The organism is Nonomuraea sp. NPDC049504 (genome assembly GCF_040676845.1).
GTDB lineage: Bacteria > Actinomycetota > Actinomycetes > Streptosporangiales > Streptosporangiaceae > Nonomuraea > Nonomuraea salmonea.
This window is the reverse complement of record NZ_JBFAPT010000011.1, coordinates 246,032-266,199: the sequence shown is the minus strand read 5'-3', so window position 1 is coordinate 266,199 and position 20,168 is coordinate 246,032. Positions and strand designations below refer to the sequence as shown.

At 74.7% G+C, this 20,168-nt stretch carries 12 protein-coding genes; 3 read left to right on the top strand and 9 right to left on the bottom strand.

Annotated features, from left to right (window positions below; translation table 11 throughout):
• Window positions 1-2 precede the first annotated feature (2 nt).
• Both AB0K28_RS22765 and AB0K28_RS22760 read left to right on the top strand, forming a co-directional pair.
• Window positions 3-7,388: a zeta toxin family protein gene (locus AB0K28_RS22765; protein ID WP_364373216.1), complete on the top strand. Its 7,386-nt coding sequence runs from the start codon at window positions 3-5 to the stop codon at window positions 7,386-7,388.
• A gap of 2 nt (window positions 7,389-7,390) precedes the next feature.
• Complete coding sequence (locus AB0K28_RS22760) at window positions 7,391-7,936, top strand: hypothetical protein (protein WP_364373213.1); 546 nt, start codon at window positions 7,391-7,393, stop codon at window positions 7,934-7,936.
• Between the two features lie 54 nt (window positions 7,937-7,990).
• Here AB0K28_RS22760 and AB0K28_RS22755 read toward each other — a convergent pair whose 3' ends face one another.
• The 5 genes from AB0K28_RS22755 to AB0K28_RS22735 form a co-directional block, all read right to left on the bottom strand.
• Window positions 7,991-9,232 (bottom strand): MFS transporter, encoded by a 1,242-nt coding sequence (locus AB0K28_RS22755; protein WP_364373210.1) that lies wholly within the window; start codon window positions 9,230-9,232, stop codon window positions 7,991-7,993.
• A gap of 91 nt (window positions 9,233-9,323) precedes the next feature.
• A complete protein-coding gene (locus tag AB0K28_RS22750) occupies window positions 9,324-9,725 on the bottom strand; it encodes a hypothetical protein (protein ID WP_364373207.1) in 402 nt (133 codons plus the stop codon).
• 79 nt (window positions 9,726-9,804) lie between these two features.
• Window positions 9,805-10,791 carry an aldo/keto reductase gene (locus AB0K28_RS22745; protein ID WP_345407562.1) on the bottom strand — a complete coding sequence of 329 codons (987 nt, stop codon included), beginning with the start codon at window positions 10,789-10,791 and terminating at the stop codon, window positions 9,805-9,807.
• A gap of 14 nt (window positions 10,792-10,805) precedes the next feature.
• Entirely contained in the window at window positions 10,806-11,717 is a 912-nt protein-coding gene (locus tag AB0K28_RS22740; RefSeq protein ID WP_364373204.1) for an aminoglycoside phosphotransferase family protein, read from the bottom strand.
• 26 nt (window positions 11,718-11,743) lie between these two features.
• The gene (locus AB0K28_RS22735) at window positions 11,744-12,967 is read right to left on the bottom strand and encodes a GNAT family N-acetyltransferase (RefSeq protein ID WP_364373201.1); all 1,224 of its coding nucleotides are present in this window, start codon (window positions 12,965-12,967) and stop codon (window positions 11,744-11,746) included.
• Between the two features lie 67 nt (window positions 12,968-13,034).
• On the opposite strand from AB0K28_RS22735, the gene AB0K28_RS22730 reads away from it, so the two are divergent.
• Window positions 13,035-15,728 (top strand): AAA family ATPase, encoded by a 2,694-nt coding sequence (locus tag AB0K28_RS22730; RefSeq protein ID WP_364373198.1) that lies wholly within the window; start codon window positions 13,035-13,037, stop codon window positions 15,726-15,728.
• Here the strand turns inward: AB0K28_RS22730 and AB0K28_RS22725 are convergent.
• Genes AB0K28_RS22725 through AB0K28_RS22710 form a run of 4 tightly spaced genes read right to left on the bottom strand, consistent with a single transcriptional unit; the run spans window position 15,661 to window position 20,151 of the window.
• A complete protein-coding gene (locus AB0K28_RS22725) occupies window positions 15,661-16,494 on the bottom strand; it encodes an ABC transporter permease (protein ID WP_364373195.1) in 834 nt (277 codons plus the stop codon). The two genes, AB0K28_RS22730 and AB0K28_RS22725, sit on opposite strands and share 68 nt — an antisense overlap.
• Window positions 16,491-17,417 carry an ABC transporter permease gene (locus AB0K28_RS22720; protein WP_364373192.1) on the bottom strand — a complete coding sequence of 309 codons (927 nt, stop codon included), beginning with the start codon at window positions 17,415-17,417 and terminating at the stop codon, window positions 16,491-16,493. The genes AB0K28_RS22725 and AB0K28_RS22720 overlap by 4 nt, the downstream gene beginning before the upstream one ends.
• Window positions 17,414-18,946, bottom strand: coding sequence for an ABC transporter substrate-binding protein (locus tag AB0K28_RS22715; protein ID WP_364373190.1), 1,533 nt, complete (start codon window positions 18,944-18,946; stop codon window positions 17,414-17,416). Before AB0K28_RS22715 ends, AB0K28_RS22720 begins: the two co-directional genes overlap by 4 nt.
• A gap of 56 nt (window positions 18,947-19,002) precedes the next feature.
• Window positions 19,003-20,151, bottom strand: coding sequence for an MFS transporter (locus AB0K28_RS22710; protein ID WP_364373187.1), 1,149 nt, complete (start codon window positions 20,149-20,151; stop codon window positions 19,003-19,005).
• Window positions 20,152-20,168: the final 17 nt, after the last annotated feature.

The following is a 20,168-nucleotide window of genomic DNA, read 5'->3' as shown; positions in this document are numbered from 1 at the left end:
GCGTGGTCACGAACGTCAGCAGCCCGGTCACCGACCCGCTGCCCGGGCAGGACGACACGATCGGCAGCTCCGGCTACGCCACCGACGTCACGCCCGCCTGGGGGACCGGCCTGCCCGCCTGGTGCGACGCGCTCATCGCGCTGCTGTCGTCCGGGCAGCTGTGGCCGGAGGCCAGCGAGTCGGGCGAGGCCGCGCTGGCCGTCGCGTACGAGGACTGGAGACAGGCCGCCCTGGATTTCGCGGCGGCGGGCGGCACGGCGCGCGACCTCATCCTCCAGGGGTGGGAAGGTCCCGCCGCCGACGCGTTCCGGCAGCGGGCCGAGCAGATGATCGCCGAGGGCCAGGGCATCTCCGCCCTCGCCGCGCTCGCCCGCCAGTACGCGCTCCAGCACGACAGCCTGGCCCGCGACACCCAGTACGCCAAGCTGGTGATCAACGTCGGCTTCTGGATCACGGTCACGTCGATCGCCATCGCCGCCGCGGCGGCCGCCCTCAGCGCGGGCGCCCTGGCGCCCCTCATCGGCCCGTACGCCGCCCGCTTACGGTCCTTCCTTGACAAGGTGTTCGCCTGGCTGGAGCGGGCGGCCGGGGTCCGGTACGCGGGGGCGGCCGGGGCCAGGGCCGTGCCCAGGCTGGCCGCGCTCGGGGCGGGCCAGGGCGCCAAGGGCCTGCTGGCCAGGGCGGTCTCCAGCCACATGCTGCGCGAACTGCCCGAGGAGCTCGGCGAGGGCCTCCTCGGCGACTACCTCGCGCAGAGCGAGCAGCTGGCGCGCGGCACCCGCACGAAGTGGGACAGCCAGTCGACCGCCGCCACGTTGCTGGGCGACGGCCTCGGCGCCGTCCTCGCCTCAAAGGTGACCCGCCCCGTGGGCGGCCTGGTCGACCGCCTCCCCGGCGTCAAGGCGCTCAACGCCGCCGCCGGCGACGCCCCGGGCGCACTGAACGCCCTGATGCGCTTCCCCGGCCGCGCCACCCAGACGGCCCTCACGAACATGGCCGTCTCGGCACCGGCCGGCATGGTCTCGAACGGCATCGTGTACGGAAGGTGGGAAACCCCGAGCCTGGAGTCCTTGCTGGGCAGCGCCGCAGCAGGCGTAGGCCGTACGAACACGATCAGCCCCTTCAGCGTGGACGTGATGAGCGCAGTGGCCAACCCCCACCGCGCCTTGGACACGGCAACAGCAACGGCCCTGTCCAGCGACACCACCCGCGCCACCCCTCCACCCCCACCCACCCCCACGCCCACCCGGCCGTTGGACGGCCGCACCCCGCAGTCGGCCCCCACCCCATCCCCACCCACGGAGGCGACCACCCCACCGAGAACCACCCCTCACCGCACCCCGGACACCGCGCACCCCCGCACGCCGCTTCCCCCACGCGCCCAGGAGCAGGCGCGGGTTGAGGAGAGGGGCGAGACTCACGCCCGCACGCAGGGTTCTGGGCAGGCCCAGGATTCCGGGCGCGGGCAGGATTCGGGGCGCGGGCAGGGTTCCGGGCGCGGGCAGGGTTTCGAGCCCGTCCAGGATTCGGGGCGCACGCAGGGCTCCGGGTCCGCACCGGACTCCGCGCGCACGCAGGAGCCCGCGCGAGCCCAGGACCCCGTGCGTGGCGAGGACCGTGGCAGGGCCGAGGGGTCCGGCCAGGCGCAGGCGCGTGCCCAGGAGCACGGGCGAGCTGAGCAGCAGCCGCCGGCGCAGGAGCAGCCGCAGCGGGCCGCGACCTCGCAGCCTTCCCGGGCGGCGGCCCTTCCCGGCGACGCCCGGCCGGTGGCCGCGTCGGATGACGTCGCCACGCCGGATCCGCGCTCTCCCGCCACGACCGCTGGGACGACCTCCCGCCCCGGCCCCGTCGCTCCCGGCAGCACCCCCGCACCGGGCGACACCGCCGTCGCCGGCCAGGCGGCCTCCGGTCCGGTCCCTGGCTCAACCGTCGGCCCGGCCACGGGCCAGGGGACCGGAAGCGGGGCGGCTGCCCAGCCCGGGGAGGGCCGAGAGCGACAGGCGGCGGTGCCTGACGTTCGGAGGTTGGCCGCGCTGCTCAGTGGGAGGCCGGTTGCCGCGGACGGTTCCGTTGAGGCGGTGACGGAGTACCGCTACGTGGAGAGCGGGCCCGGCTCCTGGAAGCTGACGGATGAGGACAATGAGCTGATCTTCCGGCGGGACATCGTGCCCGCGCTCATGGCGGGGGTGCGGCGGCCGGAGCATCCGCGGGTGGTGTTCGTCGGGGGGCAGCCCGCGTCGGGGATGACGACGGCGCGGCAGGCGGCCATGGAGGCGATGGGCTCCGACGGCGCGCTGGTCGCGGACTTCGACGGGTTGCTGCGCTACGCCCCCAAGTACGCCGAGCTGATGGCCCGGAACGACCGCATCGCCGCGGCCCAGGTGGGCGGGGACGCGTACGTGTGGATGAGGAAGGTCATCGCGCTGGCCGGCGAGCTGCGCGTGAACCTCATCCGCGAGGGCGCGATGAACAGCAGCCCCGGCGTGGAGGCGGAGGCGGCCGAGTTCAGGAGGCTCGGTTACCGCACAGAGGCGTACGTCATGGCCGTCCCCGCGGCGCTCAGCCGGCTGTCGGTGCTCGACCGCTACCAGCGGATGCGCGAGACCGACGGGTACGGCCGGCTGGTCGCCCAGGAGATCCACGACACCGCGTTCGACGGCATCCCCGGCACCATGCGGGCCATCGACGACGCCCGCTACGTCGACGCCGTCACGATCCACCGCAGGGACGGCGAGGCCGTCTACCGCAACGAGCTGGACGAGCAGGGCAGGTGGCGGCGCACGCCAAGAGCCCGCGAGGCCCTGGAGGAGGTGCGCGGCAGGCCGTTCACCGAGGAGGAGGCCCGCTGGTTCAGGGAGACGTACGAGCGCCTGAGCACCAGGCTCCCGGACGAGCTGAAGGACCAGCTGCCGGAGATCGCCGACCTGGGCGCGGAGCACGGCGTGGACGTCGACCCGCGGGGCAGGGCGCAGCGGCTGCGCGAGCGGTACACGACCGAGGCCGACGGCATCCTGCGCGACGAGCACGCGGCGGAGCGCGAGCGGCTGGCCGCGCAGCACCGGCGCAGCCTGGCCGGGGCGGCCCCGCACGAGCGAGAGGGGCTGCGCGCGGAGCAGGCCGGCGAGTGGGACGGCCTGGTCCGGCGGCAGGAGCTGGGCAGGACCGGGCTGCGCGTGCTGGCGTACTGCACGGAATGGGACCCGCACCGAGGCGGCATCATCGCCGTCAACCGCAACCTGGCCGAGGGGCTGGCGCGGGCCGGGCACGAGGTGTACGTCCGGGTGGGCCACGAGGTGCCGCCGGGCGTCGGCGGCGAGCGGCTGCACGTGATCGGCCCGAGGCGCCCCGAGCCAGGCCGCAGCGAGATGGACCAGCTGAGCTTCGACGGCGAGGAGCTGCCGCCCGAGGTGGACGTGGTCATCGGGCACAGCCGCTACTCGGGCCCCGCCGCCATGCGGGCCCGCGACCGGCTCTACCCGGACGCGCCGCTGGTGCACGTCCTGCACATGGTGACGGGGGCGCTCGGCCGGATCGCGGACAGGCCGGCGCTGGGCCGCGACTTCGAGAACATCGAGCGGGCGGTCATCTCCGAGGCCGACATGCTGGTCGGCGTGGGACCCGTGCTGTCCGGGGAGGCGCGGCGGCTGGCGGACAGCAATCCGGGCGACCGCGAGCCGCCGGTGCACGAGCTGCTGCCGGGCGTGCCGTTCGAGGCGCCCAGGCAGCGACCGTTCTTCGGCGAGCGGACGCGTACGGTGCTGCTCATCGGCCGGGCGGACGCGGCGCAGAAGGGCGGCCACGAGGCGGCGCTGATGATCCGCGAGCTGCAGAAGGATCTCGACGTGCGGCTGGTGATCAGGGGCGCGGCGCCGGAGACGGTGGAGGAGGTCAAGGAGCGCCTGTCGGACGTGGCCGGCCGGGAGGTCGAGGTCAGGCCGTTCACGCTGGACCGCGAGGAGATGCTGGCCGACATCCGCGCCGCCGACGTCGTGATCATGCCGTCGCGGGGGGAGGGGTTCGGCCTGGCGGCGCTGGAGGCGGCCGGGGCGGGCGCGCCCATCCTCATCCCGAGGTCGAGCGGCCTCGGCGGCATGCTCGGCGACCCGAGCCGTTTCCCCCCTGCGCTGACGAAGGCGAGCCTGGTCGAGCAGGGCTTCGAGGACGAGGTGCCGGTGCGGCGGTGGGCCGCGCACCTGAAGGAGACGCTGCGCGACCTGCCACGTGCCCAGGAGCAGGCCCGCCAGCTCCAGCGGCTGCTGCGGGAGGCGAACGCCACCTGGGAGGGGGCGGCGGAGTCGCTGGTGGCCGCCGTACGCGAGCTGGATCGGCCGGGGCCGGCGATGCGGGCGCCCGTCCTCCCGCCGATGTCCGGCGACGGCTGGGCGAACTGCGCGCAGGGCCATGCCCACTGGGGCAGGTTCGGCGGCGCGGGCCTGCTGGTCCACCATCGGGGGCAGGACGGCGTCCACGTGCTCATGCAGCGGCGCGGCGAGGACACCCACCTGGGCGGCACCTGGGCCCTGCCCGGCGGGGCGCGCGACAGCGACGAGTCGCCGGCCGGGGCGGCCCTGCGCGAGACGGCCGAGGAGAGCGACCTGGCGCAGGACGCGGTCCAGGTCGAGCACGTGATCAGGGACGACCACGGCGGCTGGGCGTACGACACGGTGATCGCCGTCGCCGCCGAGCGCGTCCAGGTCCGCGGGCGCGGCGAGGAGTCGCTGGAGCTGGCCTGGGTGCCGATCGAGGAGGTCGCGCGGCTGAACCTGCATCCCGGGTTCGCCGCGTCCTGGCCACGCCTGCGTGCGGTGCTGGAGGGCGCGCCGCTCCCGGCACCGGCCGAGGCGACGCCGTATCCCGAGGCGGGGCAGCTCGGGTTCGGCGGGGCGCCGGTCGTCCCGTTGCCCGCGCATCCCGTGACCGGGGCGGCCGTGGCGGCGCGGGAGCCGCTGCCGCACGGGGACGGACTGCTCAACCGGGAGCTGGTGACGTTCGCGGACGGGACACGGGTGACGTACGAGCGGTTCGAGCGGCCGGGCGACGCGGCCGTCAGGGTACTGGACGCGCACGTCGGCCGGGCGGTGGGGGCGCGGGTGCCGCTGTCGTACGCGCTGGGCCTGCGCGACGTCTACACCGACCACATGCCGGGCGAGCGCGCGCCAGCGGACCTGCGCGAGCGGGCGGCCACCCGCGACGGGGTGTTCCTCGGGCTCTACCACGCGGTGACCGCCAAGCACGGGTTCGGCCATGGCGACCTGGTGCTCGGGCCGTCCGGCGGCCTCATCCCGACCGGCAACGGAACCGCCTCCCACCTGCAGATCCCCGACGCGGCGAACCCGTTCGTCCAGGCGTTCTTCCGCGAGAGCGAGCCGCGCGTGTTCCGGTGGGCCGCCAACCCGCTCACCCCGTCCGACGTCGCGATCATCAGACGCGGCCTGGACGCCCTGCGCCCGCTCTTCGAGCGGCTCAACAGGCTCCCCCTGTACGAGGGCGTGATGCAGCGCTTCGAGCAGGCCGCCGAGCAGGCCCGCGGCACCGGCGACCTGCTGCCGAGCCCGGCCGGCCACCCGGTCACGCTCCCCGAGCGGGAGACCGAGGCCCGCTACCCGGCCCCGCCGCCGCCCGACTCCGCCGAGGCCGCGCACCACCGCCGGGTGGCCGAGGCGCTGATGACCGCCGACGGCACGTTCACCGACACCAGCGAGGCCAAGACGTATGTGATCGACGCGCTGGCCGAGCGGATGCGCTCGACGACCCCGCAGCTCGTCATGGCGGCGACCGGCCTGCACGTCGGCTCCGACATGATCAACCGGCTCGGCGACCCCGAGCACGTCCTGGTGCCGTTCAACGAGCGCTTCCCCTCCATGGGCGCCGAGGTCAGGCACGTGGACGAGCTCGACCCCCGCCACCCCCCGGCCGCCGCGCTGCGGATGGACACGCCGGAGGCCGAGCGGCTCGTGCGGCGGATCGCGGTGAGCGAGCTGCTGCACGCCTGGGCCCACCGCAACGCCAACAGCAACGTGCGCGTGCTGGCCATCCAGGAGGTGGTGCAGGAGGAGTTCGGGCTGACCAGGGCGATGTCGTGGCCGATGGACGGCAGGACGCGCGCCGCCGTGGACATGGAGCTGCTCTACAACCGCCGTGCGCTGCGCGACTTCGTCCGCACCCAGTACGACTTCACCCAGGAGGTGCTGGCCGCGCGCGGCATCGAGGAAGTCGTCGCCTACCGGGGGATGGCCTGGTCGGAGGGCCGCCACTCGGTGTGGGACGCGCTGCGCCCCGGCGACATGATCGAGATGCGGCACCGCCCGCTGGCGAGCTGGTCGGCCGACCGCCAGGTGGTCATGGACTGGCTGGACACCCTCGACGGCCGCGGCGTGCTGCTGGTGGACAGAAAACCGGCCCGCGACATCCTGTCCCTGCCGGTGACCGGCATGGGGTACTTCGTGCAGCGGGAGTTCGTCGCGCTGCCGGGGGACCGGCTGACCACGCTGGGCCACATCACGCCGGGCCGTCCCGCCCCGCCGCAGGACGACCCGCCGATCGTCACCCGCCAGGACGCCCCAGCGGGTAGCTGGCGGCCGACCCCTGTGACGGCGGGGCCGCTCGACCTCGCCGACCCGCTGGACCGGCGCGTCGCCCGCGTGCTCGACGGCACCGACCCGGCCCCGCCGTGGTGGCCGCGCGACGACTCCGGCTACGCGGTCGCCAAGCGCGACCTCGACTTCCTCGGCATCGCCCCGAGGCAGCTCGCCTGGCTGCTGCGCAGGCAGGCGCCGCTGGGCATGACCCCCCGACAGTACGACCGCTACGCCACCCAGCTGCTCGAAGCCCTCGGCAGGGACGGCATCGACCCCTCCCAGGTGGACGTCAGGCTCAGGGGCACCGGCGCCGTGCTGTTCGCCGGGCGGCACAAGACGTTCCCGGCGGAGGATCAGCTGACGCCGCAGGCGCGGGAGCGGCTGAGTGAGTGGTTCGGCGACGACCCGGTACGCCCCAAGCGCCGCCTGTTCGACGCGATGTACCGGCTGGGCCTCGAAGCCGAGCCCAGCGACTACGACATGGACCTGTCCAGCACGCCCATGGTCCGCAGGGCCCGCGTCGGCTGGACGCCGGGCCGCTTCCCCGGCGACTTCATGGGCGGCCACGGCTACATCGACAAGCGGACCCTCATGGAGGCGTTCCCCTGGCTGGTGACATGGAAGGATGACTGGGAGGCGACGCTGGGGCGGCCCATCTCGCTCGGCCTGTTCGAGTCCAGCGGGCCGTTCGACGGGCAAAGCATGGGCCTTGAGCTGTCCTCGCACCACCAGGACTCCGACTGGGTCATCCACCGGCCGGACCGCCCCATGGCCTGGAGGCAGCCCATCGACGACGAGCGTGGAGAGTGACGATGCTCTGGCCGGCACTGCGAGTCCTGGCGTACGGCGAGCTCGGCCGCGAGCAGGCGGCGGAGCTCGCCCGGCTGCTCGGCCTCGACGAGGGCCCGCGTAGCGAGGGCCCAGGCGAGGAGGCGAGCCTGGGGCACCGGTCCTTCACCGAAGGGGTGCGCCTGGTCCTCGACCTGTCCCGGCTCGGCACGACGGGCTGGCTGCTCACCCTGCTCGCCGAGGGCGAGCCGGGCCCGCAGGTCGTGGAGCGGCACCGGGCGCTGCTGCGCGACGCCGCGGAACGCTTCGGGCTGTCCGTCGTCCAGGTCGATCCGCCGCGGACGGCTGACGAGGTGTTCCTGCCGCCGCCCGCCGACGAGGGCTCGATCGGGCAGTCGTGGGAGCTGCCGTTCGACGAGCTGGACCAGCTCTGGCCCCACCTCGGCGTACGCGCGGACGCGCCGCGCGAGGTGAAGCGGGTCAAGCTGGAGGCGATGACGCGCGCCCCCGTCTGGAGCTCCGCCCCCGAACGCCTGCGCCGCCAGGCCGCCGAGTTTCTGCGCGCCTGAGGACCGGCGTACCCGTCTCCTGGCAGGCCAGGCGGCGGGTCTCCCGGACCCGTGTCAGGCGGCCGGTACGGGCTCTCCGGTGAAGCGGCGCAGTTCCGGGCTGAGGGCGGCGACGGCGGCGGTCAGGCAGAGCAGGCCGCCCAGCGTCAGGAGGGCGCCCGCGCCGCCCAGAGCCGCGGCCAGAGCGCCGCCGAGCACGGGGCCGAGGGGCTTGAGCCCCATGCCGCCCATGCTCAGCACCGCGCCCATCCGGCCCAGCATCGGCTCCGGCACCAGGCGGGCGATCACCACGTTCAGCACCACGTTCAGGGAGGGCGTCGACAACGTGATGAACACCAGCGGGACCATCGGCCACCACATCCCCCAGGGCAGCGCCGTGGCCGTCAGCGAGACGCCGAACACCGTCACCACGGCCAGCACGATCCTGCCCGGCGGCATGAGCCGGCTGATGCGGCCCGACAGCAGCGCCCCGGCCAGCCCGCCGATGCCGAACCCGGCCAGCACCGTGCCGGTGACGCGCGCGTCGCCGCCGCGCTCGCCGACGAGCACGATCAGCGGGATCATCGAGGCCCCGCCGAGCAGGTTGAGCACCATCACCACGCCGGTGGCCTCGCGCAGGCCGGGCCGGCGCCACAGCCAGGCGAGCGCCGCCAGCGCCTCCCTGCCCATGCCGCGCCCCTCCCCGCTGTCGTCGTCGGCGGCGTCGGCGGCGGTGCTGGGACGGCGCGGCACCTTCGCCAGGGCGTAGAAGAGCGTGGCGGCGAGCAGCGCGAAGGTCTCGACGACGAACGGCACCGCCCGCCCGAGCCCGTACAGCAGGCCGCCGAGCGGCGGTCCCGCCAGCCCGGCCGCGTGGGCGCGGGACTCCTCCTGCGCGTAGGCGCCGTGCAGCTGTTCCGGCGGGACGATGCCGCGGATCGCCGTGTCCTGGACGGGTCCGATGAACGCCGTGCACAGCCCGTCCAGCACCGCCAGCGCGACGAAGTGCCAGACCTGCACCTGATCGGTGAGGATCAGCGCCGCCAGCAGCGCGGAGACCGCCGCCTGCAGGCCCTGGGCGGTGACGAGCGTGCGGCGGCGGTCCCACCGGTCGATCCAGACGCCCGCCGGGATCTGGACGGCCAGGAAGGCGGCGGTGCGGGCGCCGGCGACGACGCCCGCCAGCCCGGGTGAGCCGGTGAGCGCCAGCACCAGCAGCGGCGTGGCGAGCCTGCTGAGCTCCGTGCCCAGCTCGGAGACCGCGCCGCCGATCCACAGCAGCTGGAAGCGGACGTTCTTGCGCAGCGGGACGGTCACCGGGGGGTCTTCCTCGCGTGAGTGCGGGCGTAACCGGAGGAAGATACCTCAGAACGTCCTACGTCGTCGCTACGTCGTCGCTACATCGTCCCTACATCGTCGTGCAGGGCAGGCCGTAGCTGGAGTAGCCGCCGCCCGGCTTGTGGTACCACAGCTCCGCGCAGATGTTGGTGCCCGAGGGCACCGGCCAGGTGTAGGAGAAGTCCCTGTTACCGCCGCTGTAGGTGTAGGTGGGGTAGTTCATGTCGCGGCCACCGCCCCAGACATGGATGTGGTACGTGCCGCGCGGGCTGCAGTCCGACCCCCAGTGCCGCAGCAGAATCGCGTTGTAGTCGGCCAGCAGCCGCAGGCAGACGCTGGTGCCGGCCGGGCCGGCGACCCGGCCCGCCGCGCTCGCGGCGGGGGAGAGCGTCATCGCGGTGACGGCCGTGAGCACGGCCGCCGTCGTCAGGAGCCGCGCCAGGGATCGTCCTGGCCTTTCCAGTGCCTTCATGGGATCTCCCCGTGGTCCGGAACGTGCGATCCCTCCCAGCCTCGTGCCGGTCGGCCGCGCTCACCAGGACGTACGCCGGTCACTTACCGGGCTTTTCCGCACGCTCGTCCAGCAGGCCCTCGGCGCACAGGTCGGACCACAACCCCTCGGGGACGCGGGCCTCGAACGCGGCGAGGTTGAGCCGTACCTCGCCGGCCGAGCGCATCCCCACCACGATGCCCGCCACGGTCGGATGCCGCAGTGGGAAGGCCATGGCGGCCTGGGGGAGGGTCACGCCGTGCGCGGCGCACACGCCGGCGATCCTGGCGACCCGCTCCAGCACCTCGGGGGCGGCGGGCGCGTAGTCGTAGCGGGCGTCCGCGGCGGGGCGTTCGGTGGCGAGCAGGCCGGAGTTGAAGATGGAGGCGGCCAGGACCGACACCCCGCGGTCCGCGCAGGCGGGCAGCAGGTCGTCGAGCGCGGTGTGGTTCAGCAGCGTGTAGCGGCCCGACAGCATGACCACGTCGGCGTCGGTCTCGCGGACCAGGCGGGTCAGCTTGGCGGAGTCGTACATGCCCGCGCCGATCGCGCCGACCACGCCCTGGGCGCGCAACTCGGCCAGCGCCGGGTAGCCGTCGCGCAGGGCGGCCTCGAAGTGCTGCTCGGCGTCGTGCAGGAACAGCACGTCGATCCGGTCGACGCCCATGCGGGCCAGGGAGTCCTCGACGCTGCGCAGGATGCCGTCGCGGGTGAAGTCCCAGACCCTGCGGTGGGTGGCCGGGACGGCGAACGCCTCGTCCATCCTGCCCTGCGGGTCCTGCGGCACCAGCAGCCTGCCGACCTTCGTCGACAGCGTGAACTCCGCGCGCGGCCTGCCGCGCAGCAGCTCGCCGACGCGGCGTTCGGAGTGGCCGATGCCGTAGTGGGGTGAGGTGTCGAAGTAGCGGATGCCGGCGTCCCAGGCGGCGGCGAGCGCCTGGGCGGCGGTGTCGTCGTCCAGCGGGTCGAACAGGCCGCCCAGCGGGCCGCCGCCGAAGCCGAGCTCGGTGACCCGTACGGCGCTGCGGCCGAGCTGACGAGTGCGCATGTGGTCGGTCTCCTTCACGCGTGGGCGAGGTGGTCGGACAGGACGTCGGTGACGATGCGCCGGTGCTCGGTGGCGGCGGCGGGATCGGAGCCGAGGGTCAGGGTCAGCATCAGCAGGGCCTTCCACAGCGCCCACCCGCGGGCGCGCGCCCACAGGCCGGGGTCGCCGCCCACGGCCGCGCGGAACGCCTCGCGGGACGCGCCGCCGAACATCGTCCAGGCGATCACCAGGTCGCAGGCCGGGTCGCCGACCCCCGAGGTGCCGAAGTCGATCACGGCGGTGAGCTCGCCGCCGGCGACCAGCAGGTTGCCTGCGGCGACGTCTCCGTGGAACCACACCGGGCGGCCGGTCCACCGGGCGTCCAGGGCCGCCTGCCACGTCTCGGCGGCCAGGCCGGTGTCGAGGTGGCCATCGAGCTCGGTCAGGTAGCGGCGGGTGTCCGCGTCGTAGTGGCCTGGCGAGGCGCCCCGCCAGAAGCTGTGCTCGCCCGCCGGCGGCCCGCCTGTCGCGTCGCAGCGCCACAACGCGCGGACGAACTCGGCCACCTGCACGGCGAACGCCGTCATGTCGCCGACGCGGGCGGGATCGGCGGTCTCGCCCTCCAGCCAGCTCCGCACCGACCAGGGGTGCGGGTAGTCCTCGCCCGGCGCGCCGGTGGCCAGCACCTCCGGTACGGCGACCGGCAGGTGCGGGCCCAGCCGGGGCAGCCAGTCGCTCTCCTTGAGCACGGCGGGCGCGTATCCCGCGGCCGTCGGCAGCCGGACCGTCATGGTCTCGCCCAGCCGGTACGTCCGGTTGTCGTGCCCGTCCACGGGCACCGGCGCGACCGGCAGGCCCTTCCACTGGGGGAACTGGGCGGCGATCAACCGGCTGACCAGGTCCGCGGTGATGCCCGCGCGCCCGTCAGGAGGAGCAGAGATATTCATATGGTTCCGTTTCTGTCGGTGATGGGTCAGAAGGCGGGAAAGGCATAGCCCGAAGGGTGGAAGGGGGCCCGCTCGCCGCGGAAGGCGAGCGAGGCGGCGGCGACCGCGCCGCGGCGCAGCTCCTCCACCCGGCCCGCGGCCGCCAGCGACGACAACGTGGTGCCGCCCAGGTAGGCCGCGCCCAGCTCGGCCGAGGTCAGCCGCAGATCGGGACGGGCCCGCGTACGTTCGCAGGTGACGGACTCGCCGTCGGCCCGCAGGTGGTGGCGGCCCGCGTTCCACGGGCAGAACGGGTCCTGGACCTCCAGCACCAGGTCGAGCGGGGCCGCGTACCGGCGGGCCGCCAGCGCGCGTCCCACGTCCGCGAGCCGGACCCAGAGGTTGTCGAGCACGGTGGTGCGCGCCGCGCGCGGGTCGGTCAGCAGGTGGTACAGCGGCTCGTCCACGGCCCCGTCGTAGGCGAGCTCGGTGTGCGCGTCGAGGTCGATGAGGAAGCGCCACAGGGCGGCGTACGCCGGCCCGGTGGCGGCCGCGACCTCGATCACCTGAACCGTGCCGGCTTTGGAGCGGTAGAGGGCGTAACCGGTGACCTCGCCGCCCGGCTCGGCGTGCACGGCGAAGCGCAGCGCCGTGCCGCCCGCGCGGGCCCGCTCGTGATCGGCCAGCAGGGCCGCCCAGTACCGTTCCGTACGGTCCACCCATCCGACCCCGCCGCGGCGGGCGGTGTCGTAGACCTTCTCCAGCAGCGGCAGGGCCTCTTCGCGCGCGAGCAGGCGGATCCGGCCGTCGCCGACGCCGGTGCCCGGCCGCAGGGCCATGAACCTCTTGTCGCCCCTGATCTCGGCCACGTGACTGGCCAGGCCGTAGCCGAAGCGGCCGTAGATCGTGGCCTGGGCGGCGTTGAGCGCGGCGATCGGTTCGCCGCCCGACTCGTACAGGTCCGTGAGCTGCCTGCGCATCATCGCGGTCAGTATGCCGCGCCGCCGGTGCGTCGGCAGGACCGCGACGAGCGTGATGCCCGCGACCGGCACCTCCGCGCCGGGGACCGTCATGACGCGGCCGTAGACGGACGCGCCGCCGACGATGTCCGCGCCGTCGCAGGCGGCGAGCGTGCGGCCGGGGTCGAGGGAGACGGCGGCGTTCCTGAGACCGCCCTCCGTCCAGTCCTGGCCGTAGGTGGCGGTGACCATGCGGGCCCACGCGTCGATCTCGTCGGCGCCGATGGTCCGCAGCGGGTACGTGCTTGTCATGCTTCGAGCGTGGCCGGATAAACAACCGTCGCACATCGGGTGATCTCTGTATTTATATGCTGGCGCGATGATGGCGGAACGTGTGGTCAGCCCGGTCTTCGTGGGCCGGGACGAGGAGCTGTCCGAGCTGGCGGCGGCCCTGGACACGGCCATCGAGCAGGGCCCCGCGCTGACGCTCGTGGCCGGCGAGGCCGGCATCGGCAAGTCACGGCTGCTGGCGGAGTTCGCCCGGTCGCTGGGGCCGCGGGCGCTGGTCGTCGAAGGCGCCTGTACGGAGCTGGGCAGCGACAGCCTGCCGTACGCGCCGTTCGTGACCGTGCTGCGCCGCCTGATCCGCGTCGAGGGCGCGCTGCCCGGCCCCTACCGGCAGCTGGCCCGCTGGTTCCCCGAGCTGGGCGACGCCGGCGACGCGGAGGGCGGCAGGCACCGGCTGTTCGAGGAGGTGCTGACGCTGGTCGAGCGGGTGGCCGCGAGCCGCCCCGTCGTCGTGACGATCGAGGACCTGCACTGGGCCGACGCCGCCACCCGCGAGCTGCTCGGCTTCCTCGCCAGGAACCTCACCCAGCCCGGCGTCCTGCTGACGATCACTCACCGGCCGTTCGAAACCGGCGACAAGCTGCTGTCGGAGCTGTCCCGCCGCCCGCGCGCCACCCTGCTGCGGCTGGACCGGCTCGACCGGCAGGGCGTGGGCCGCCAGCTCGCCGCCATCCTGGGCGCCGAGCCCGACGCCGCCACCGTACGCAGGGTCCACGAGCGCAGCGACGGCAACCCGCTGTTCGTCGAGGCTCTCGCCCGCGCCGGCGAGCGCACCCCCGACAGCCTGCGCAGCCTTCTTCTGCACGGCCCGCGCTCGCTGCCCGCCCCGGCCCGCGAGCTGCTGAGCGTCGCCTCCGTCGCGGGCGGCAGGGTCGATCACCGGCTGCTGGAGCGGGTCGCCGGGCAGGGCGGCGCCGAGCTGGACGCCCTGCTGCGCGAGCTGGTCGATCGCAGCCTGCTCGTCGTCTCCGGCGACGGCTACGACTTCCGCCACGCGCTGATCCGGCACGTGGTGTACGAGGACCTGCTGCCGGGCGAGCGGGCCCGCCTGCACGCCCGGTATGCCGAGGCGTTGCGCGATTCGGAGGCTCACGCGGAGCTGGCCGCGCACGCCCACGCCGCCGGGGATCGCCGGCTGGCCCTGTCCGCCGCGTACCTGGCCTCGGGGCGGGCGCGCCGCACGTACGCGTACGAGGAGCAGGTCCGCCTCCTCGGCCAGGTGCTCGACCTCTGGGACGCGGAGGTGGACCTGGGCGTCGACCGGATCGGCGTGCTGACCGAGATCGCCGAGGCGTGCATGCTGAGCGGCGACTACGCGCGCGGCGTCGAGTACGCCACCGAGGGGCTGGAGGCCGTGGACGAGCGGCGCGAGCCCGAGCGGGCCGCCCAGCTCCTGGAGCACCGGGGCAGGCTGCGGCACCGGCTGAAGGCGACCGGCGTCTCCGACTGGGAACACGCGCTCGCCCTCCTGCCCGCCGACCCGAGGAGCGTCCAGCGGGGCCGGCTGCTCGGCGTCCTGGCCATGGGCCTGCTGCCCGACGTGGCGAGGGCGCGCGAGCCGTTCGAGGAGGCGCTGGCGATCGGCCGGCGCACCGGCGACCCCACGGTCACCGTCCGCGGGCTGCTGGGCGTCGGCCTGATGACGCGCGACCTCGGCATGGTGGCGCGGGCCCGCACGCTCGCCGGGCGGCTCGACGGCCACGACCTGCTCATGACCGTCCCGATGTACGAGGCCATCCTGCACACCATGGCGGGCGACCACCCGAGCGCCGTCGCCGCCGCCCGCGACGGCCTGAGCCGCGCCCGCCGCTACGGGCTGGGCCGCAGCCGCGGCGCCGAGCTGGCCCGCCACGCCGCGCGCGGGCTGATCCTGGCCGGGCGGTGGGACGAGGCGGACGCCCTGCTGCGCGACGGCCTCCAGGAGGATCCGCCGCCGCTGTCACGGCAGGCCCTGCTCGTCCTCAGCGGCCAGCTGTCGTTGCTGCGCGGCGACGTCGCGGCGGCGGCCTCGGCCGCGTCGGCCGTCGAGCACGTCGAGAGCGACGGCCTGTTCTCCCGCTACCAGCTGCTCTGCCTGCTGGCGGTCGCCCAGGGCGCTCCCGGCCGAGCCGACCTGATCCTGGAACGCGCCCTGAAGGACCCCGAACTCACCCGCGTCTACTCCAGCGACGCCCGCCCGATCCTGGTGGCCGGCGCCCTGGCCCAGCGAGGATGGGGTGCCAGGAAGGCCGAGCTCGTCGCGGTCGATGCGCGGCTGGGCGTGGACGGGCGGCTCGACCGCGCCTGGCAGGTCATGCTGCACGCGCTGATCGAGGACGACGGCTGGGATGAGGCGGTGGCGGCCTGGCGGGAGCTGCGGCAGCCGTACGAGCTGGCGTTGTGCCTGTTCCACGGCGCGCGGGCCGCGCTGGAGGCGGGCGACAGGCAGGGCGCGACGACCCGCCTCATCGAGGCCGCCCGGCTGGCCGACGACCTGGGCGCCGCGCCGCTCGCCCGCGAGATCGCCCTGCTCGGCCGCCCCCGGCAACCCCAGGAGGGCCTGACGGAACGCGAGCACGACGTGCTCAAGCTGATCGCCGAGGGCCTGAGCAACCGCCAGATCGCCGCCCGCCTGCACATCTCCCCGAGCACGGCGGGTGTCCATGTCTCCCACATCCTCACGAAACTGGGCGCGACGACGCGTACGGAGGCGACGGCCATCGCCTTCCGCAAGGGCCTGGCCTGACCTCCTTTCGCAGGGCGTCGGCCATGAGCGCGAGGGTCAGTCCGGTGAGGGCGAGCGCGAGCGCGGGCACGACCGCGAGGCGGGGCGCCGTGACCAGCAGCGGGGTGGCCTCGCTCACCATGCCGCCCCAGTCGGCGCCCGGCGGCAGCCCGATGCCGAGGAAGCCGAGCGAGGTCACGGCGATCAGGGTGCGCGCGAAGTCGGCGGTGGCGACGGTCAGGACGGGGCCGGCCAGGTGCGGGGCGATCGTCCTGCGCAGCAGGTAGAGCGGCGACGCGCCGATCGCGCGTACGGCCAGGACGTGGTCGGCCCGCGCCACCCGCCGCGTCGCCGTGTGCGCGACCAGGCCGCAGCTCACCCAGCCGAGCGGCACGAGCGCGGCCAGGACCGTGGGGTACCCGGGCGGCAGCACGCCCGCCAGAGCGAGCGCCAGTGTGAGCCCCGGCAGGGCGAGCGCCACGGTGGCGGCGAAGCGCAGCAGCCGCTCGGCCGCCCCGCCCGCCAGCCCGGCCACCGCGCCGGCGAGCGTGCCGAGCGCGGTGGTGATGGCGGTGACGGCGAACGCGACCAGCAGCGAGGTACGGCCCGCCATGGCCGTCCTGGTGAGCAGGTCCCGGCCGAGCTGGTCGGTGCCCAGCCAATGCCGCGCACTGGGCGGCAGCAGGGCACGCCCCAGATCAGGCGTGGAGATGTCGTACCCGGTCAGAAAAGGCGCCACCAGGCAGAACGCCACGACCAGCATGAACCCGACGACCCGGCCCGTCATCGTTCCCCACCTCGCAGCCGCGGGTCCAGGGCCGACAGGCACAGCTCGGTCACCGCCAGCAGCAGCACCGTCGCCACCGCCACGACCAGCACGTACGCCTGCACGACCGGCACGTCCCGCTGCCTGATCGCCGCCACGGCGAGCTGCCCGACGCCGGGCCAGGCGAACAGCGTCTCCACCACCACGGCCCCGGCCAGCAACTCCGCCACGACGAGGCTCATGGCGGTGACCGCGTTCGGCGCGGCGACGCGCAGCGCGTGCACGACGACCGTGCGCCGGCGCCGCAGCCCCTTCGCCGCCGCGAGCCGGACGAACGGCCGCCGCAGCGCCCGCGCCAGGTCCGCGCGCAGCAGCCGCAGCAGCGTCGCGGCCCCGGCCAGGCCGAGCGTGAGCGCGGGCAGCACCACCGAGTCAGGACCGCCGGTGGGCAGCAGCCGCCATCCCACCGCCACCACGCTGATCAGCACAATGCCCACGATGTACGGAGGAATCCCGCCGGCCGCCACCGTCACCAGCGCGAGGATCCGGCTGTCGAGCGCCCGCGGCCGGACCACGGCCGGCAACGCGACGAGCAGCGCGAGCCCCGCCGACACCGCCGCGGCCGTCACGGCCAGCAGCAGCGTGGCCGGCAGCCGCGCCGCGATCTCGCCCGCCACGGGGGAGCGGTCGACGTAGGACCGGCCGAGGTCGCCGCCCAGCACGTCGAGCACCCACCGCAGATACCGGCTGGACAGCGGCTCGTCCAGCCCCAGCTCCGCGCGCAGCGCCGCCACCGCGGCCGCCGTCGGCTGCCCGCCGCCACGGCGCAGGATCTCCTCGGCGGGGTCGCCGGGCGCGAGCGAGGTCAGCAGGAAGACCAGTACCGACAGCGCCAGCAGCACGAGCAGCAGCTCCGCGAGGCGGCGTAGGAGGACGGCGATCACGTGCCGGGCGCCAGCTCGCCCAGGTCGGTCACGTACGCCACGTTCTGCGTCACGCCGCCGACCTCGGTGGTCGTGACGATCGGGTTGTCCTGGTAGGCGAGGGGGATCATCGGCCGGTCGGCCGCCAGCAGCCGCTGGATCCGGTGGTGGAGCTCGCGGCGCTCGCCCTGGTCGGTCTCCGCCGCCGCCCGGTCCACCAGCGCGTCGAACTCCGGGCTGCGGTAGCCGAGCCGGCGATCGACGTTCCAGGACGCGTCCGAGCGCAGGAAGCGGCGGAACAGGTAGTCGGCGTCGGCGTTCGGCACGCTGTACGCGCTGAGGAAGACGTCGTAGTCGCCGGCCTCCATCGCCGACTTGGTGGCCTCGGTGACGCTCACCCGCGCCGGCAGCCTCGCCTGCTCGAACGCGGCACGCAGCACCTCGGCGACGTCGGCGTAGGGGAACTGGCCGGTCTCCGCCGCCGAGATCAGGATGGTGACCGGCCGCTCCGGCGTCTTCGCTGCGGACACGAGCGCACGCGCCCTGCCGGGGTCGTAGGGGGTGCCGCCGGGGGCGGCGAGATCGCCGAAGACCGGGGACAGGAAGCCGGCGCCCGGCCTGGCCGTGCCGGCGAACAACGTGGCGGCGATCGCCCGCCGGTCGATGGCCAGGTCGGCCGCCTCACGCAGGCGCGGGTCCGAGAACGGCGGGCGCGAGGCGTTGAAGGTCAGGTAGTGCGTCAGCACCGACGGGCTGCGCACCACCCGGAAGCGGCCGTCGGCGGCGACCGCGGCGACCTGCGCGGGCAGCAGCGCGCCCTTGTCGATCAGTCCGTCCACCTCGCCGGCGCGTAACGCGGCGACGCGGGCGTTGGCGTCGGGGATCACCTTGACCACGATCGTGTCGTACGCGGGTGCGCCGCCGTGGTGATGCGGGTTGGCGGTGAGCACCGCCTGCTGCCCCTTGGTCCAGCTCGCCAGCGTGTACGGCCCGGTGCCGATCGGCCGGTCGCCGAACGAGTCGCCACCCGCGAACGCCTTCGGCGACTGCACCATGCTGAAGAACCCGGCCAGCCGGCCCGGCAGGTCGGCCACGCCCTCCTTCAGCTCGAACACCACCTTGCCGCCCTCGGCCCGCACCCGCCCGAGCCTGCCGTACGCCGCCTCCATGCCCGCGTCGAGGCTGAAGAAGGCCGACTGCCGGGGCGCGATGCGCAGGAACCGCTCGACGTTGGCCACCACCGACTCGGCGGTCAGCGGCGTGCCGTCGCTGAAGCGCACCCCCTGCCGCAGCGTGAACGTCCACCGCCGCCCCTCGTCCGCGCTGTCCCACGAGGTGGCCAGCGCGGGGACCGGCCGTAGCTCGTCGTCCACGGTCACCAGCGGCTCCCACACCCGTAAGGTCTCGTGGACGAAGTACGGATCCTCCGGCCCGGCGACCAGGTCGCGTGGAGCGGCCAGGGTGAGCCTCTTTCCGTCCTGCTGAGCCTGGCCGCAGCCGGCCATAGCCGCCAGCAGCGCCAGCACCATGATCACCGATCGTCCGCGCACTCGATCCTCCCGCCAGCCGCATTAGAAGGCAACGATAACCGTGTTCATCTCTCGCGTCACAAGCGGTGGTAGGCCAGCAGGGCGAGCGCCGCGACCCCGCAGGCGGCGGCCACCGCGCCCATGACCCAGCCGTACCCGGCCGCCTGAGCCAGGGCGACGGCGGCGAGCGGGGCGGCGGCCTTGTCGGCGACCGCGAACAGCGCGATCCGGCCCGACAGGCTGGCGTAGGCGGTGGTGCCGTACCGCTCGGAGAGCAGGTACGGCAGCGTGATCGTGCCCACCCCGAACCCGATCCCGAACAGCAGCACGCACCCGATCGCCCCCGCCGCGCTCCCCGCCACCACCGGCATCAGCAGCGCGCCCGCCCCCTGCACCGCGAAGACGCCCGCCGCGACCGGGGCGGCGGCCCAGCGGCGGCGCAAACCGGTCGTGACCACGCGGCCGGTGACCGACAGCACGCCGAGCAGCCCGGCGACGGTCGCGGCGAACACCGGCGGGTGCCCGAGGTGGATCAGGTAGGTGACCAGCAGGACCGCGATGGTCGCCACCGCGCCGTTGTGCGCCGTGAACGCCGCCGCCAGCAGCCAGAAAGGGCGCCCCCGTACGGCGGACCTGACCAGGTCGCCCCTGGTCGTGGCGGTGACCTTGGCGGCCTGGTGCGCGGGCCTGCGCAGGACCAGGGCGTGCAGCGGGATCGCGGCCAGGCCGTAGCCGAGCCCGAGCACGACCAGGGCCTGGCGCCAGCCGTAAAGCTCGACCAGCAGGCCGGACAGCGGCAGGAACACCGACGACGCGAACCCGGCCACGATCGTCACCGCCAGGAGGGCGTCAGCTCTGCCGCGACCGTCGAACCAGGCCATGATCATGGCGAAGGCGGGCTCGTACAGCACCATCGCCGACGCCACCCCGATCGCCACGAACACCCCGTACAGCTGGAGCAGCGTGTGGGCCTGCGACCAGCCCAGGACGGCGAGCGTGCCGAGCACCGACCCCGCCGTCATCAGGCCGCGCCCGCCGCGGGCGTCCAGCCACCGGCCCGCGAACGGCGCGCACAGCGCGGTGGTCGCGACGGCGAGGGTGAGCGCGGCGGCGACCTGCGTGCCGCCGGCCCGCAGGTCGCGGGTCATGGGGGTGAGGAAGACGGAGAAGGCGTAGTAGAGCACGCCGTAGCCGATGGTCTGGGTGACGGCCAGGGCCGCGACCATGCGCCATCCCTGGTGGA